Here is a 17,870-nt window from a genome sequence, read left to right as displayed (position 1 = left end):
TAATTAGCCTTCACTCAAAGACTCAAAGTTTAATTTAATGCTTTAAATATGATAATCACAAAGAAAAGAATTAGGAATGTAGAATTGTATTGGCATCTTATAGAAGATGAAACCGAATTTTATATAGGTGTTTCGGAAATCAATAGATTTGCTAAAACTCTTACTAGAATTGGTTTTTCACAGAATTTAGAACTTGGAGAAACTATTCTTCCAAGAGTTATTGGTCCTGTATCAAGATTTAATGCAGAAGGAAGAAACGATAAGCAAAAACATTTGGAAAAAGAAACTGCATATCGCCAGGTGATGTGGAAATGGAAGCAGTTTATTGGTGGGGGACAATTTGAAGAAATTGAAGAAGTGAGAGATGTACCCTATCAAAGGTATCAAGTAGAGTTTATTGCACCACCAAGCGAAGAACTTTCGATAGTAGAAGTTGACGGTCAAAAAATGATTCTTTCCTCTCGAATATTAAAAACAGAAGAAAATTCGATTAAGGCCAAGCATCTTTTTAATCTTTTTTTTGAATTGTTTGGAGAATGTATGATGCTTACAGAAGATCTTGATGCAATTCAGCTTCCAGAGGTCATTAGAAAAAATTGGTCTGTTTTACCTCCGGGAGAGTATCCTTTTGAAGAAATAGAAGAACATATAAATCAAAGTTTATCAGTAGTAAGAAATAGGAATAGTAGAGTGATTAAGTATAGAATTCAAGAGGTAAATAACTTTACTCCTAATTTTATTGCTGTTGGTACATCTGGATTTACTGGTTATTGGATTTTTGGTTTTCCTAATAAAAATATTTTTATTTTGGAAAGTGTCTATCCAAATAATGCAACTTATATTTTAGGTAACAATTGGGAATTAGTCAGTCAATTATCAAAAGCAGAGATATTGAGACAAGATATGCAAATTGCGAGAATTGTTCATAGAAATACTTGGTTAGCCGAGATTACTAATTTACTAAATTAATTATCTTTTCAAGATATAGACTAGTGTAAGTTTTTGAAATTTGGAAAAAACATGAAAAACCAATTATCACTTCATGAAGCAATTGTAATCGCTTTAATCAATATTAATAAAGAAAACTTTACGGCAAGTTTTAAAGAAATAGCTGATTTTATAGAAAAGCGAAATCTTTATCCTGATCGGAAAGGTGGTATTGATTTATCTACGCAAGTTATGCTCAGAAGTACAAAGGCTGATAATAGCTATTCTTATTTATTTGAAATAGTAGGAGATGATAAAATAAAAATTAAAAACAATTAATTAATGAATTCTCAAGATTTACTATTTGAAAATTACCAGCTTACTATTTTAGATCAATTGGAAAATACAGCTTTTATACGTTTAAGTCCTATTATAGGCGAGGCATTGAAAAGAGAGAGAAGAAAGGTTTACATAGTGCATAGTAATCAAGAAATTTTATATGTTGGAGAAGCTGGAAGTTCTGTTTTAAAGCGATTTCAAAGGGGTTGTACAGCTTTTAATTATAAAGTTAAAAATAGTCAAGCGAGGAGAGGGTATCAAGGTTATAAATGGCTCAACAAGGAACTAAATAAAGCTCGAACATTAGATGTATTGGTGGTAGTTTTTGATGAAAGCTATGATTTGAAACGTGATTTTATAGAGGCTGTTGAAGGAGAATTAGTGTATTTGATTAGAAGTGAAACTAATGAATGGCCTAGGTTTCAAAATGAGATTCATTTTAGTAATTGTGTTGGGGCAAAGGAAACTGCTGAAGAAATCTTTGAGAATTTATTGATGAAGATAAATAATAAAGAAATAATTAAAAAAGTAATTTTATGAAAGCATTTATATCTTACAGCATTAATGACAATCTAACGCTGAACCTTCTGCATATAAATTTAGTGCAGAATATAGGGAGGTAGTAAGACAGAATCCAAAATGAACAACTACAACCCAAACAAACACCACCGCCGTTCCATCCGGTTAAAAGGATATGATTACAGCCAAGAAGGTTTGTATTTCATTACGATTTGTTGTCAGGACAGAGCCCATTTGTTTGGAGTAATTCGAGAAGGCAAAATGATATTGAATGAAGCAGGGGAAATGGTGCAACGGTGGTATTATGAATTGGAACATAAATTTCCAGATATAAAATGCCATTCGATGGTGGTGATGCCGAATCATTTTCATTGTATTATTGAAAATACGGGTGTTTTTGCGTCATCGGTAGGGGCCGACCTACGTGTCGGTCCCGATTTTGAAGATTGCCAAGGCAATCCCCAAGAAGGCAATCCCCAAGGCGATTGCAATAAGGGCGAACACGCAGGTTCGCCCGTACTACCGCCGCTGCCGCTGCGAGATTCCCATAAATTAAGCAATGCCGAGAATAATAATAGCAAAGCTATTTTAGGCGAGCACGCGGCTTCTCCCTTATATCGGGTGGTGCAATGGTTCAAAACAATGTCTACAAATGAATATATCCGCGGTGTAAAATCACTAGGATGGAAGCCCTTCAATGGTAAAGTATGGCAACGGAATTATTATGAAATCATCATCCGAAATGAGGAGGCATACGAACATATTTCAAATTATATAGCAAGCAATCCTGCAAAATGGAAAGGGGATAAATTCTCCCATAGTTAAAAGATTGAAAGATTGAAAAGATTAAAAGATTAAAAACTGACTACCAACTGCAACTGAATACTGCGACTGAAAACTGCGACTGAAAACTGCGACTGACCACTGACCCACTACACAAATTGTGAATATCTATTTTTCCAGACCACCTATTTCATTTCCATTAAAATCTATCTTTGACCTCCTAAAAAATATAATATGAGTGCAATTTGGTACGAATGCAAAGTACGATACAGAAAAGTAGATGAAGCCACAGGTCTTCAAAAAGTAACCACCGAACCTTATTTGGTTGATGCCCTTTCCTATACGGAGGCAGAGCGAAGGATCAACGAGGAGATGTCGGCCTATGTGAGTGAGGAGTTCAAGGTGACAGGCATCAAGCACGGCAACTTTGCCGAGATCCATCCGTTTGAAAATGCCGACCGCTGGTTCAAGTCAAGGGTTTCCTTGATAGCCTATGATGAAGAAAGCGGCAAGGAACGAAAGACGGGCATGAACCTTCTGATACAGGCCAATGATGTGAGGGATGCCTTTGACAATACGGTAACAGCGATGAAGAATACAATGGGTGACTATACGATTACGGCTGTTTCTGAATCACCAATCATGGATGTGTTTCCTTATTTTAGTGGTGATGAGGGAGAAATCGAAAGCATAGAACGGTTTAACGCAGCAAAAGCCTCAAAGTTAGCCACTAACAATGATGACGAAGTTGAGGTTGAAGAAATTCTCCAGCAGCATGAAGTGGAAAACAGCTAGTTGCTTGTCTGTTATCGGATAGTTTGGATAATGTGTATAAAGCATTAAAGACGCTGAAGATTAATTGTTTATAAAGAGAAAGCCCCGATTTTAAGTCGGGGCTTTTCAGTTATAGGTAAGGCAAACAATTTATCCCTCTCCAATTTTATATTTAGCAGTTCCAATTCTTTGCAAATCACATGATGTAACTTTCGTGTTCCTAATCGGGTCAATAGCTTCCGTTGCTTATCAACAAGTAGATTAGCTTGGTTTTTAGTATTGTTTTTGCAACAAAATCTTTCTGCTGTTTGTGAAACTACTGACGGCTGTAACCAAGTGTAGAAGCCACTAAATTAATGGAGTGTCGGGATTTTTCCTCTGTGCTTTGTAAGCTTTTTGCAACAGGGGTAAATACTTTTTTCTGATTTCCGCATTCATTGTGCTGTCAGCTATATCTATCACATGGTTGAGTATTTCTTTCTCCGCTTCGAGCCTCTTTATTTTTGCTTCTAATTGAGAGATTACGGTCTTAGGCGACTGTTTTGATTTCTTGGTAGATTTAGGTTTCCAATCTAAGTTACCATGTTTTCTTAACCAAACCAAAACAGTGCTTCTGCCTTGGATGCCATACTTCTTTTGTGATTCTTTATAAGTGAGGTAGCCTTTTTCTATTTCGTCTACAACTTGTAATTTAAAGGTCAGGCTGTAATCTTTTTGAGACCGTTTTGAAGCACTCTCAACATCTTTGTTTTTCATATATGTCAACTTTTGTGTCAACTTATTTTAGGACTATAGATAATTTGCTTATGATTTTATTATTTTCTTGGTAGTTGTTCCTTCCTCTGAAGAAATACCCAGAAAATAGGTTCCTGTAGCCATTTCGCTAAGATCTAGCTCCACACTGGCAAGACTGTTGAATGCATGTGTTTTTAGAATCCTGCCATTTAAATCAGAAATCGTAATGCTGTTGATGCTCAAGGTGTTTGATGCACGGATGCTCACTAGGTTGCTTGTAGGATTTGGATACACGACAAATTGGTTGGCATTAAAAACAGGAGTGTCTAACGTTCCTGCTTTTATTGTGATGTCATCGAAAAGTAGAATAGTATTGCTGTGTGTAGGATAATCGTGAAGTCTGAAAATCAGGGACACATTTTGTCCTGCATAGGCAGTAAGGTCTATTGAAATCATAGAGGAGGAGGCAAAAACAGTTTCAGATCGCACTGGCGTCTTGGTGTTTAGATAATTTTTGAGGGCTTCGGGTGTAGCAATGCCGTTAAATTCAGTACTTGCCATGATGTAAATAGAATAATGGGCACTACCAATGGCTCCAACCGCCACACTGCCGACTCTGAGAGTGGCATAGCTCGGGCCATCAGGAAGATCATAATCTGCAGATTTAATGGCAACATCTGTTCCTGTGATATGGGTGAGAACAGACCCCACGACTGTGGTAAAAGTAAGTACGCCAATTGTTTTTCCTGTAAATCCAATAGCTTGAATGGACGGACTTGGATTGAAGATGCCACCATCAGGAGATTGCCCGTAAAGGTCGATGACATCCCAGCCGTCGGCAAAAATGTCGTCATTATTTCCTTCGAAATCCTGTGAATAAAGTATTTCTTGTGCATTTGCATAAGAAAGCAAGCCTAGGAATAAGGCTGTAAGAATTGATTTTTTCATTTGTTTTGATTGATGATTATGATTTAACGGTTATTAGATGCAATAAAAGAAGAAAGGCAGCATCAGCAAAAGTTAAAAAAATATTAATTTAAAACATAAAGACTTTATCTATCAATCCTGCAACTTTTAGCGTGAATCCTATAAAAAAATCGTTGTAAACGACCGTACCTTTATCATAATAACCAAGGAGGTTTTTCTTCCACAAAAAAAATAAAGCTATGAACACTTCTGAACAACACAACGAAGATCGCGAACGCGAAACGCATGATTTCAACACCCAACAGCCGTATAACACACGTCCAGACGACCGAAAGGACGATCTAGAGCACGAAGAAGATGACATTGATGAAGCAGAAGCAGATGAAAGACGCGACTGGGGAGATGTGGATCCTGCAGGTGGAGAAGCACCAACCAGTCCGGGAAGTGCCGTTTAAAATTTAAAGCTCCTTTTGGGGCTTTTTTTTTGTTATCAGTTATCAGTTATCAGTTGTCGGTTGTCGGTTATTTGGGATTTGTTTTTTTTTGTTATTTCTCCAACATTATATGATTTCTTAATACTTCGATAACCTGCCGGAGACAGTTGATAAGTAAGTTTGTAGGATTGAATAAAATTAATTCCTGCCCCAATAAATGTTTACCCCTTATCTAAAAATCAAGTCGTTAAGCTTTGGATTAATAGGCTCTTTGGTTACTTTAGCTTTTTTCTCTTTTGCATCTGAATCTTCCTACCGCGACATTCCTCTGAAAGTCAACCAGCAATTACTTGAAAAATATGCAGACGAGCTAAATACTTCTGTGAAACATTTCGATAATGTTGCCGATGCCTTCCAACTAGGAAAGATTCCGTTAGATTCCCTGCAAAACGCACTTTCATCTACACGACTCCACTATAAGAAAATTGAATTTATACTTGCCTTCTATTATCCAGAATATGTCAAGGAACATCTCAACGGAGCACCTTTGCTTTTTATAAAAAAAGGAACCAGTCCTATGGTACTGGAACCTGAAGGACTCCAAGTACTCGATGAATTGGTTTTTTCGGATGAAGCAAAAGCATCAAAAGTTCAAATTTCGGCATTGGCCAAAAGGCTTACCTCGAATTATGGTCTCCTTTGTGAAAGTATCCACAAAAAAAAACCAACGGGAAATTGGCAAATAAAGGCGATGCGTTTGGAGCTGGTCAGAATCTTTACGTTAGGAATAACAGGTTTTGATACTCCGGGTTCGTTGAATGCCTTGCCGGAAGCCACTGCTTCGATGCAGGGAATGCTGGAATTTCTAAATCAAAGTGAAACCAATTCTACTGCTATCAAGGATTGTGAACTGCTTTTTACTCAAGCGATAGATGTCTTGAAAAAAGCCAATTCATTTGAAGCATTCGACCGTCTGGCTTTCTTGAAATCCTATATCGATCCGCTTTATGCAAAATTGGGTGCTTTGGATGGTGAGGCGAGTCCTGAATTCTTGACCAGTACGAGTGCCTGGAATTCCAAAAGTACTTCCATCTTCTCGGATGATTTTTTGGATCCTTATTTCTTTACCGATTTAAAAAGAGAAGAAGATAGCGATGCGTTAAGAGCCTTGGGAAAACAGCTTTTTTATGACCCGATTATAAGTGGCGATCAAAAAATGAGCTGTGCCACTTGCCATGATCCCAAAAAAGCCTTTACCGATGGGAATGCCCGATCGTTGAGCAACCTCCAAGGGAAAACGGTTTTACGGAATGCCCCAACTTTGCTCAATGCCGTTTATGCCGATAGGTTTTTTTATGATTTACGAGCCTTTACACTAGAACAACAAGCCGAACACGTTATCTTTAATACGAGTGAGTTCAATACTGCTTATGCTGAAATCCTTCAGAAATTGAATGGGATTCCAGAGTATAGCAACCAATTCAAGAAGCTCTTTGGTGAAAAGAAAATCAACCGTGATCAATTTTCGAAAGCCTTGGCTTCCTATGTCCTTTCGTTGAATTCCTTCAACAGTACGTTTGATCAATTTATACGAAATGAAATCAATACTCTTCCTGAAGAGGTACGAAACGGATTTAATCTTTTTATGGGTAAGGCCAATTGTGGTACTTGCCATTTCGCACCCACTTTTTCAGGATTGGTTCCGCCGTTTTATAATGAAAATGAAAGCGAAATTCTTGGCGTCCTAAACCATCCGAAAGATGCAGTAGTAAAACTTGATGCTGACAAAGGTCGATTTGACAACCAGATTTTTAGTGAGAAAGCTCCAATATATGAACATTCTTTCAAGACTACGACAGTAAGAAATGTAGGTTTTACGGCACCCTATTTTCATAATGGAGCTTATAAAACCTTGGACGAAGTGGTAGATTTTTACAATAAAGGAGGTGGCGAAGGTGTAGGATTATCGGTTTACAACCAAACGCTTTCTCCTGATCCGCTTGATTTGAATGAAAAAGAAATAAAGGACCTGATTGCTTTTATGAAATCACTCGATGATTTGAAGGCAATCGACCAGAATCGCTATTAAGATGAAATTTAAAAAAGCCTTCCGATTGTTGTTTTTGGCACCTGCTGTACTGTTTCTTCATTTACAATTTAGTACAAAAGAGGTTTATCTTGAAGATGATTTCCGTAGGATAATTTTCAAAGATGTAAAGGAATTGAGCAAGGAAATTGATCTGCTTCATCAAACCGCTTATGATTTTAATAGGAATCAGGCAAGCTTGAAGCAACTTCAGCAGCAATTAAAAAACACCCGAAATTCCTATAAAAAGATAGAATTTGTTTTGGAATATTATTTTCCGAAGCACATCAAATATTACATCAACGGAGCACCTTTAAACCATCTGGATCCTTTTCCAATAAACGAAAATACTCCAAATTATTCTGGATTAAGTCCGAAAGAATACAGCAAAAGCCTACCTCTGGACCACTTGAATACGGATCATTACAAGGATGAACAACGTGTTGTGGAACCAGTAGGGCTTCAGGTTTTGGATGAATTGATCTTTTCCGATGAAGCAATTTCCAGTGGGGAGGCTATCCAGAAACATACCTTTGAATTGCAAGAGTGGTTCAGGGTTTTGGAAAAGGGGATGCAAAGGCGGACTTTCTTTTATGACTATGAAATGATGGAAGCTTCCAGGATAGAGTTGGTTAGGATTTTCACACTCGGAATCACGGGGTTTGATACTCCAGGTTCGCTGAATGCACTAGAAGAAGCCAATGTTTCCCTAAAAAGCCTACAGAAAATACTGCATCCGATAGTAGTGAAAGCATCCGAAAAGCAAAGGGTGGAACTTGATATACTTTTCAAGAAAACGGTTGCCTATCTAAATAAGAATAAGAATTTCGATGCCTTCGACCGCTTGGAATTCTTGACGGAGTTCATCAATCCGTTGTATAAGAAAACCTTGGAGCTTCAAAAGGAATTGAACATTAAATCAGTAGCCGAAACCACCAACAGGCTGGCAAGCTGGAATGCTTACAGCGATAATATCTTTGACGAAGATTTCATCAATCCTTATTATTATACGTTGTTGAAAGAAGAAGATGATAACGAGCATCTTCGTGAGTTGGGCAAGCTTCTTTTTTATGATCAGAATTTGAGCAAAAGCCAAACGATGAGTTGTGCAAGTTGCCACAAACCTGAACTTGCTTTTACTGACGGTGAAAAAAAATCATTGGCAAGCATAGAAGGACAACATGTTTTGAGAAATTCCCCAACTTTGATCAACGCCGTCTTTTCGGATAAATATTTCTATGACCTGAGGGCTTTTGACCTAGAGGAACAGGGCGAACACGTGATTGAAAGCCATCTGGAATTTGACACCAGCTTTTCGGAATTGGTTCAAAAATTGAATGGCAATACACATTACACCCAACTTTTTCAGACTGCTTTCGGTAAAAAAGAAATCATAACACGCTATTATTTTTCATTGGCGTTGTCTTCCTACATAGTTTCCCTTCGGTCTCAAAATAGTCCGTTTGATCAATTTGTTCAAGGGAAAACCAATAAGGTGTCGGCTGAAGTTAGAAGAGGATTTAATTTATTTATGGGAAAAGCCAATTGTGCCACGTGCCATTTCGCACCCACTTTTTCAGGATTGGTTCCGCCTTTGTACCATGAAAGTGAAAGCGAAGTCCTAGGTGTTTTTGAGTCTCCGAATATATTAAAGATCGATGCCGACTTGGGGAGGATTGCCAATAATAAATTGGAAGACCGGGAAGAAATCTACCGTCACTCTTTTAAAACGCCAACTGTTAGGAATATAAAATTGACTGCTCCTTATTTTCACAACGGAGCTTATCCAACGTTGGAAGAGGTACTTGATTTTTACAACAAAGGTGGAGCAGGTGGAATGGGATTGTCGTATGAACTTCCAAATCAAACCTTGTCAAGTGAACCGCTCAACCTCACCAAAAGAGAAATTGCCTCCTTAATTGCTTTTATGGAATCCTTAACAGACAATCCTGAAAAATTCCGGAAATAGTCCTTCTTTTTTACGTTTATTCACAAAACAATATTCCCTTGTTGTACTTTTTGCAAATGCTATCATCCCAATAGTTAAAAGGTTTTTAGCTCCTTAAACATTAGTTAACGATGGTTACATTTTAGTGAACTTATCATAAGAAACCATTCATGCTGAGGCAACCTTGCAGACGTACTTTTGCCTCATTCATAACCCATTTATTAATTATTTTTTATCATGAAAAAAAGCCTACTATTTTTAGCACTGCTTTTTTCTCTCTGTTGGAGCTTTTCCGTTCGCGGTCAGGCCATTCCGGGAGATTCGATTGTGTATGGCCCTATGTTCAGCCCCGTTTACGAAAATTCTGTACGGGTTTGGGTGCTTACAAAACACGGAACAGGAACAGGAAACACCCTTTCCATTTCGTTAACTGGCAATGATGCCACGCCACTAACAGGAACAGTGTATAATTCTGATGACCGTCTGGGCTACAGCCTGAGGTCGTTTGAATACACCAACCTACAGCCGAATGTTACCTATACGGCAAAAGTGCTCGTTAATGGAACACCTTCCACCCGTATGTCAACCATCAAAAACGGTCAGAATGTGGTGGACGATTTCGAATTCCTATCAGGAGGTTGTGGAAGAATCTATGATTTGACCCGTTGTATTGACCTTCCTGAATCAGCAACCCACATCAATGGGGATCCAGATATGTTCAATGTCATGGCAAATGAAGGCAGTGACTTGATGGTTTGGCTGGGAGATGCCACCTATTTATTAGGATTGCAACATGCCATGGGGCAATGTCCTGATGGTGTTGACGACTGGGCCAACAAGGATATGGCTTTTGACCGTTATAGATTTTATAGAGGTTATCATGATAAGCTGACAATGGCAATGCCACAATTGTCTATTCCGGACAATCATGATTTAGGACCTAATGAGTTCAACAAGAATATGCCGACTATCGGGGAGATGCGTGAAATATTTAAGGATTGGTGGCCTAATCCTGAATATAAGAGCACAGCCGAAGGACCAGGACTTTTTTCTTCCTATAAATATAAAGACGTAGAATATTTCCTAACCGATAATCGCAGTTTCAGAGACGGAACAGCCGATCATTTTGGTGCAGAGCAATTAGAATGGCTAAAGCAAGGACTTTTAAATTCGACAGCTACTTTTAAAGTGATTGTTAACGGAACGCCTACATTTACACCTTATGGAGGAAGAAACTTTAGTGTAAGCAATCAAGCTGCTGGCTTTTTGAAGTTCATCCAAGACAACAACATCAATGGTGTGCTTTCTATATGTGCCGATATCCATGAACAGCGTTTTATGATGCGAGATGGCGATACCAAATATCCTTTATTTGATCTTTTATCAGGTAATTTGAATTCTGATATTGGTAATGGAAATTATACGGTTGATTATAACAATAACAGTATTCTTAACGGAATGAAGCAAACCTATCTGAGGATTAATGTTTTTGGAGAGGAAGACGACAGAAGGATGAAAGTGGAATATGTTGGACTAAATGGAGAAGCTTATTTCCAATCGATCATCCACCAAGATTTATTGACCAGTTTGGATACCGAAGCCAAGAAGCTTGACCTGAATATGGACAATGCCTTGACGGATGCTTCGCCTTTTCAAAATGCAGTTCAGTCATCAAATATTACTTATGATGTTGATAGAGATAACGTTGCAAACGGAGCTTTGAAACTAACAACAAGTAGCTCGATACAAATTTCAAATCATACCTCTTTGCAGTTACACGATCGTTCCTATACGCTTTCGTTTTGGTTGAATCCAGATGCAATTGCGACAAATGGAGCAACGATACTTTCAAATGGAGTAGAAGGAAGCGGCGTTTCTTTCGGGATTGACGGAAACGGAAAACTGAATTACAAAGATCACGCTACAGGAATTACACAAACCAGCCAATACAGCCTTTTGCCTAACACTTGGTCGTATGTAGTTTGGAAATACAACAACGTAAGAAAAAAATTGTCTCTTTATTATAATGGCTTCTTGATTCAAAGCTGGTCGAACATCGCTTCGCCAACACTATCAACTGGCGATGTAAAAATTGGAAATAATTTTGAAGGTAAGAAGTTCACAGGTCTTTTGGATGGGCTTACGCTTTATGGCCGATTACTTTCGGATCAAGCTATTGCCAATGAATCTGATTTTGAAAGCAGTCGTGGAGAAGTATTAAAAGTAAGCGGAGGACAACAATTGGTTATTCCTGCAACTATAATAAACGACGTTTTCAGTGATGATTTCTCCATCCAATTCTGGACAAAATTGAATGCCGATCCTGGAACCAACTATCAAATAGTAGGAAGCCACGGAAGAATTAACAACAACACGACCGGAATTTCTTTTGAATATCCTGATTCCAATAAATTGAATGTGGTTTTAGGAAACAATACCAGCGGATGGAACACCTCACTTTCCAATCAAGGAGAGGCTTGGAATGTTGGCGAATGGAACCACGTAACGGTTACGGCAACAAAAAACGGAACCATCAAGTATTATGTAAACGGAAGCCTGATTGCCCAAGCACCATTTGGACAATATATTACCAATAATTTCGGACTGGGAATTGGAAATAGCCCTAACTACGGAGCCGGACTAATTGCTGCAGAGTTGGATGAATTCCGCCTTTGGCAAAAAGCATTGACAGAAGAAGAAATCAAGCAACAGATGCACTATCCGTTGTTGGGTACCGAAGCTGATTTGGCCGTTTATTATGATTTTAGTCCAAACGAAACCGAGACAGGATTCACAAGCAAAGGAATGTTTCAGCACCAAATAACCTTGAATAATGGAGGTGTTTTGGCAGCAGCCACTTCGCCAGTTGGAGCTATTGAGCCTGAATTTCAAAGCATTGTAAAAGGAAAATGGAGCAAAAACAATGCTGCAATTGTAGCAGGATTAACTTTGCCAGAACCTATAACCGCATTTAACACCAATGTAATTATTGGGAAAAGTGCCGATAGTACAATGGCAGTTGTTCCCAACCATCCAGAATTATTTTACTTAAAAGGAGGTTGGAGAATTGACCCTGTGAACAGTCCGTTTGCAACAGTAAAAATCAACTTGCAACAGGGTTTTACAGCAGTTCAATTTGATTCTATCACAAGTTCTTCAAGAGAATATCATTTGCTTAAAAAAGAATCGGACACTGAATTTACGACTATTGCAGATGGAAGTTTCGACGGACAGAATGTAACGTTCTTCAACACCAACCTGCAAGATGCTAGCTATTTTCTTGCCTGGTCAGAAACGAGCACCGAAGCAGGTAGAGGCGGATTGCTTTCGCTTGTCGGAGGACATAATGTTGCAATACCGTTTGCTACTGTTAATCCAACTCTTGCTGGAGCTTTTACTTTAGAGTTCTGGACCAACATTATTGAAGCAACAGGAGAAAATCCGAAATTAATTGCCAATAACGGTCGAGTAAACAACAACACAAGAGGTTTTGCACTAGAAATCCCTTCAAACGGATCGGTAACGGCTACTTTTGGAACCAATGGTTCTGGATGGAATGCCATCAACTCTGGAGAACCTTTGCAAATTGGAGAGTGGAACCACATCGCCTTGACGGTTCAGCCTAATCAAACGGTGAAACTCTATGTAAACGGAGAATTGAAAGCTTCGAACCCTTTTACAACTTTTGCCCTTAATGAAGTTTGGAACCTATCTTTAGGTAAAAGCATCAACTACGGAGCAGAATCCAAAACCTTGATGGACGAATTCCGTATTTGGAATAAAGTGAAAACCCAAGAGGAAATCAAGGCGCAGATGCATACAATTGTAAATACTGCAGATGAGAACCTGATTTTCAATTATACTTTCAATCAAGAAGATAATGGAACGTTGCTCAATACGGGAACTTTGGCTAACACCATTCCGTATCAAAATGCTACCATTATTGCTACAACAGCACCAGTAAATCAAACCATTTTGGAATTTCCTGATACGGTAACGGCAAGCTGGAGCGTTAAAAACGATCCTGAAAACGGTTTCTATGTAAAAAATCCAATTACAAGTTTTACAGAAAACGTAGTCATAAGCCGTAAATTGAACAACGAGCGTCTTCAATTAGGTACAAGTACAGATTCTACTTATGTAGCAGGAGGATGGCATTTGAATGCCTTGAATATTGCAACGGCTACCGTTCAAATTGACTTGGAGAAAATCTTCGGAATTGATACCGATGCCGTAAACGCTTTGGTTGAAAACTATTTCCTTCTAAAAGGAGATCCAGCAAGCGATTATCAAATTGTTTCGACAGGTACTGTAAATGAAAAGAAGGTAGATTTTGAAAACCTAGCCTTATCCCAAGGGAATTATTATCTTGCCTATAAAAAAGATGTCAATGCCGCAATCGGATTGCAAGGAGGTGCCTTGGATATGGCAAGCGGACATTCGGTTGAGATTCCAAAAGAAGGAGTGAATGAAGCCTTGGCAGGACCTTTCACGATCGAGCTTTGGGCACGTTTGACACAGACTGCCGGAAACAACACCAAGCTAGTTGGTTTCAGCAGTTATGGTGGTGGTACCTTCAGAGGATGGGAAATGGAGTTTTTGAGCAATCAAACCTTACAAACCATCACGGGTAAAGGTGACAACAATGCAGGATGGAATTCCTTGAACTCCAATTATGTTTGGAAATTAAACGAGTGGAACCACACTGCCGTAACCTTTACGCCAAACGGAGAATTCAAGTTCTACATCAACGGAGAATTGGTGAGCAGTTCACAAGCACAAGCTTTTATTCCGAATACCTATAATTTAGCTTTGGGTAAAAACTTGGCAAACAATGCTCCAACACAGAACAATATCGATGAATTCAGGATTTGGAGCAAGGCAAAATCAATCGAGGAAATCCGAAAGGATATGTACTTGACCATTACGGAAGCAACTCCAAACTTGGTTTACAATTATACCTTTAACCACGACGATAACGGATTCCTGATCAACAGTGGTTCTCAAAACGTTGAAGTTTCTTATACAAATGCTTCTATTATTCCAGCCACTACTCCGGTAAGAGAAATGGAAGCTTCCTATAGCAACAACGTATCTGGAAACTGGAGCGTGAAAAATGATCCAAAAAATGGAGTTTATCTTGAAGATGCCATTGGAAATAAAAACAGCAATCTTGTTGTTGGAAGAGAAGTGGGAGAAGAAATTTTAGGGATTTTGGGTTCAACCGAAACCGATACGCTTTACTTGAACAGCCGTTTCTTGCTGAATCCATTATTTTTGGATAACGGAAAATTAAACGTTAACCTTTCAAAAGTATTTACTAACCTGAACGATGTTCAATTGCTTGCAAGCGAATATTTCCTATTGAAAGGAAATCCTGCACAAGCTCTTGAGATTATTGCAACAGGAACAAAATCGAACAACATCGTTTCGTTCAGCGAAATCGCATTGGAAGAAATGCCGGTATATTTGGCTTGGAAAAACGTAGCGACCTATCCTGAAGGAACGTTCCCAATTGCCTTGCAAAGTTTGTGGAAATACAACGACACAGGTGTAGATTTAGGAATAGATTGGCAAACAAATGCCTATGACGATTCAGCTTGGGCTTTCGGAAACGCCATATTAGGTTATGGTGATAACCGCGAAAATACTTTATTGGATTTTGGTGGAGATGCCCAAAACAAGCGTCCTACCTATTATTTGAGACATACTTTTAATGTAGAAGATGCTTCTCAATATGGTAATTTGCGTTTTAATATGATGAAAGACGATGGTGTTGTGGTCTATGTGAACGGAGTGGAAGCTTTCAGAAGAAATATGCCAGAAGGACCAATCACATACAACACTTTTGCCTTAACTGCCATTGATGGAGACAACGAAATTGCTTTTGAATTGATTGAAACCGAAAATTTGTTGCAAAACGGTAACAACGTGATTGCAGTAGAGCTTCATCAAGTTAGTGCCACCAGTTCGGACATCGGATTTGAAATGGAAGTTTCGGCTGGATTGCCTCCAATTGCTATAACTAATTTCCCTTTAGTTCAAGATTCAGAATGGTATTTCCTTGATAATGGTTCTAGTTTAGATGCTGTTGATTGGAACTCTACAACAGCTGAAAACGATAATTGGTCAAGAGGTTTTGGTCCTTTCGGGTATGGAGATCCTGTAGCTACTACGGTTTCTTACGGTCCAAATTCGGCCAACAAATACATCACGACCTATTTCTACAAAGACATCCAAGTTGATTTGAACAACATTTCAGACTTGGTTGAATTTGGAGTAAAACGTGATGATGGAGCCTTGGTTTATGTAAACGGAGTGGAAGTATTCAGACAGAATATGCCGGAAGGCGAAATTACCTATACTACACATGCAGCTTCTATAGTTGATGGATTAAATGAAAACAGGTATTTCACTCAAGATCTTCCTAAAACAGTTTTCCAAGAAGGAATCAACAGGATTGCTGTTGAGGTGCACAACCGTGACGGACAAAGTTCTGACTTGAAGTTTGATTTATACATCAAAAACAAGCCAGCTACCATTCCTGTAGATTGTGATGCACCACATATTTCGTGTTTTACATCGATCGCACCTACAGGACAAACCAACAAGATGATCATTCCAGAGGAACACCGTTTCCAACAGATGTTCAAACAAGGAATTCCTTATACTGACGGATCAGGAAGTGTTCCAGGAAACCATGATTATACAGCCTATTTGTCACTTTCTGGAAGCAGTACAGTAGGACAAGTGTATGTGAATCACGAAAACACACCAGGTGGAGTTTCAGTAATCGATCTTCATTTAGATGCTTCTAACAATAATTTATGGAACATCGATGCAAGTAAACCAGTAGATTTTTACAATACCGATTTGGCAACCACTAGCAGAAATTGTTCTGGAGGGATAACACCTTGGGGTACGGTAATTACTGCAGAAGAAGCAACCAATGGAGGTGATGCTAACGGTGATGGATATGAAGATGTGGGTTGGTTGGTAGAAATCGATGCAGCTACTGGCTTGGTCAAAGAATACGGAAATGGCAAACAAGAAAAATTGTGGGCTATGGGAAGAATGAACCACGAAAATGTGGTAGTTGCGAATGACAATATAACCGCTTATTATGGTGAAGATGGAGGAACAAATTGTGTTTATAAATTTGTAGCCGACACACCTGGAAATCTTTATTCAGGAAAAGTATATGTATTGAAATTAGATTTACCGTTATCAGGTGACGAAGCAAGTTCAAGTACTGCAACATGGATTGAAGTTCCAAATGCAACAAAATCAGATAGAAATAATCTGAATACTTTAGCCGGAGCTCTTGGTGGAACCAATTTCAATGGGGTAGAAGACTGCGAAATCAGTCCTCTTGACGGAAAAATCTATTTCACGTCTAAAGGTAAGAACAGAATCTACAGATTCAAGGAAGAAGGAACAGGAGTTTCAGAATTTGAAGTTTTTGCTGGAGGAGTTACCTATCCTATTGAAACAGCAAACGGAATTGTAAATGAGGCTTGGTCCGACGGAAACGACAACCTAGTTTTTGACGACAAAGGAAATCTTTGGGTGTGTCAGGATGGAGGAAGAAACTACATCTGGGTGATTGATCCAAATCATACTCAAAACAATCCAAAAGTAAAAATCTTTGCTTCGATGCCAGCCGGTTCAGAGCCAACAGGTTTGACCTTTACACCGGATTACAAGTATGGTTTCTTCTCCGTACAGCATCCAAACGGAAACAATGCACCACAATTGGATGCTACTTTCACTGACGTAACCTTTAACGGTTCGGCTGTTGTAGTATTCTCTTTGGGTAAAGATCTTGGAATACAAGTACCTTTGGCTGATTTCGTAGCAGACGAAGTGGTAGTAACCGAAGGCGAAACGGTAACCTTTACCGATTTGAGTACCAACACGCCAAACGGTTGGGAATGGACTTTTGAAGGTGGAACACCAGCAACTTCAACAGAGGCTTCTCCAACCATTACCTACTCAACTGCTGGAATATATGATGTAAGCCTTGTAGCTAAAAACATTGCAGGAAGTAGTGAAACAGTTACAAAAGCACAATACATTTTAGTGGAAGAAGAGTTAGGAGTAAACAACCCTAATGAATTAGGCGACAAAGTTAGTGTTTATCCAAATCCAACTACGGGTCTTGTAACCGTCCAATTGGAAGAAGAAGCTGGCAAAAAAGTGTCGATCCAAGTATATGACATCCTAGGAAGAATAATTTCTCAAACAGGAAGCCAGACTACTGGACCTAATCAAAAAATTGCACTAGACCTTTCGCAAATTGTAGGTGAACAAGTTTTCCTTATCCAAGTTCAAGTGGATGGGAAATCATCAACTTTCAAAATGTTGAAAGTAAACTAATATAAGCCAGATTTTTAAT

General features: G+C 38.7%; 11 protein-coding genes. 9 read left to right on the top strand and 2 right to left on the bottom strand.

What is annotated here, in order from left to right; translation table 11 throughout:
* Positions 1-48: 48 nt before the first annotated feature.
* From J2X31_RS00575 to J2X31_RS00555, 5 genes are all read left to right on the top strand, one after another.
* Positions 49-969, top strand: coding sequence for a hypothetical protein (locus J2X31_RS00575; RefSeq protein WP_310023574.1), 921 nt, complete (start codon positions 49-51; stop codon positions 967-969).
* 51 nt (positions 970-1,020) lie between these two features.
* Positions 1,021-1,266, top strand: coding sequence for a CYTH domain-containing protein (locus tag J2X31_RS00570; protein WP_310023572.1), 246 nt, complete (start codon positions 1,021-1,023; stop codon positions 1,264-1,266).
* A gap of 3 nt (positions 1,267-1,269) precedes the next feature.
* A complete protein-coding gene (locus J2X31_RS00565; RefSeq protein WP_310023571.1) occupies positions 1,270-1,806 on the top strand; it encodes a hypothetical protein in 537 nt (178 codons plus the stop codon).
* A gap of 99 nt (positions 1,807-1,905) precedes the next feature.
* A complete protein-coding gene (locus J2X31_RS00560) occupies positions 1,906-2,610 on the top strand; it encodes a transposase (protein WP_310023568.1) in 705 nt (234 codons plus the stop codon).
* A 192-nt stretch (positions 2,611-2,802) separates the two neighbouring features.
* Positions 2,803-3,363, top strand: coding sequence for a DUF4494 domain-containing protein (locus J2X31_RS00555; RefSeq protein WP_310023567.1), 561 nt, complete (start codon positions 2,803-2,805; stop codon positions 3,361-3,363).
* A 327-nt stretch (positions 3,364-3,690) separates the two neighbouring features.
* Here the strand turns inward: J2X31_RS00555 and J2X31_RS18195 are convergent, their stop codons facing one another.
* A complete protein-coding gene (locus J2X31_RS18195; protein WP_374725201.1) occupies positions 3,691-4,098 on the bottom strand; it encodes a hypothetical protein in 408 nt (135 codons plus the stop codon).
* 48 nt (positions 4,099-4,146) lie between these two features.
* Entirely contained in the window at positions 4,147-5,025 is an 879-nt protein-coding gene (locus tag J2X31_RS00545) for a T9SS type A sorting domain-containing protein (RefSeq protein ID WP_310023566.1), read from the bottom strand.
* A gap of 218 nt (positions 5,026-5,243) precedes the next feature.
* Between J2X31_RS00545 and J2X31_RS00540 the strand changes: the two genes are divergently transcribed.
* The 4 genes from J2X31_RS00540 (at position 5,244) to J2X31_RS00525 (ending at position 17,851) form a co-directional block, all read left to right on the top strand.
* Positions 5,244-5,459, top strand: a complete 216-nt coding sequence (locus J2X31_RS00540) for a hypothetical protein (RefSeq protein WP_310023565.1) — start codon at positions 5,244-5,246, stop codon at positions 5,457-5,459.
* Positions 5,460-5,655: 196 nt separating this feature from the next.
* A complete protein-coding gene (locus tag J2X31_RS00535; protein WP_310023564.1) occupies positions 5,656-7,527 on the top strand; it encodes a cytochrome-c peroxidase in 1,872 nt (623 codons plus the stop codon).
* 1 nt (position 7,528) lies between these two features.
* Positions 7,529-9,493, top strand: coding sequence for a cytochrome-c peroxidase (locus J2X31_RS00530; RefSeq protein ID WP_310023562.1), 1,965 nt, complete (start codon positions 7,529-7,531; stop codon positions 9,491-9,493).
* A gap of 216 nt (positions 9,494-9,709) precedes the next feature.
* Complete coding sequence (locus J2X31_RS00525; protein WP_310023560.1) at positions 9,710-17,851, top strand: LamG-like jellyroll fold domain-containing protein; 8,142 nt, start codon at positions 9,710-9,712, stop codon at positions 17,849-17,851.
* The last annotated feature ends 19 nt before the right edge of the window (positions 17,852-17,870 follow it).

Source organism: Flavobacterium arsenatis (assembly GCF_031456785.1).
GTDB lineage: Bacteria > Bacteroidota > Bacteroidia > Flavobacteriales > Flavobacteriaceae > Flavobacterium > Flavobacterium arsenatis.
This window is presented reverse-complemented; position numbering and strand designations above follow the sequence as displayed.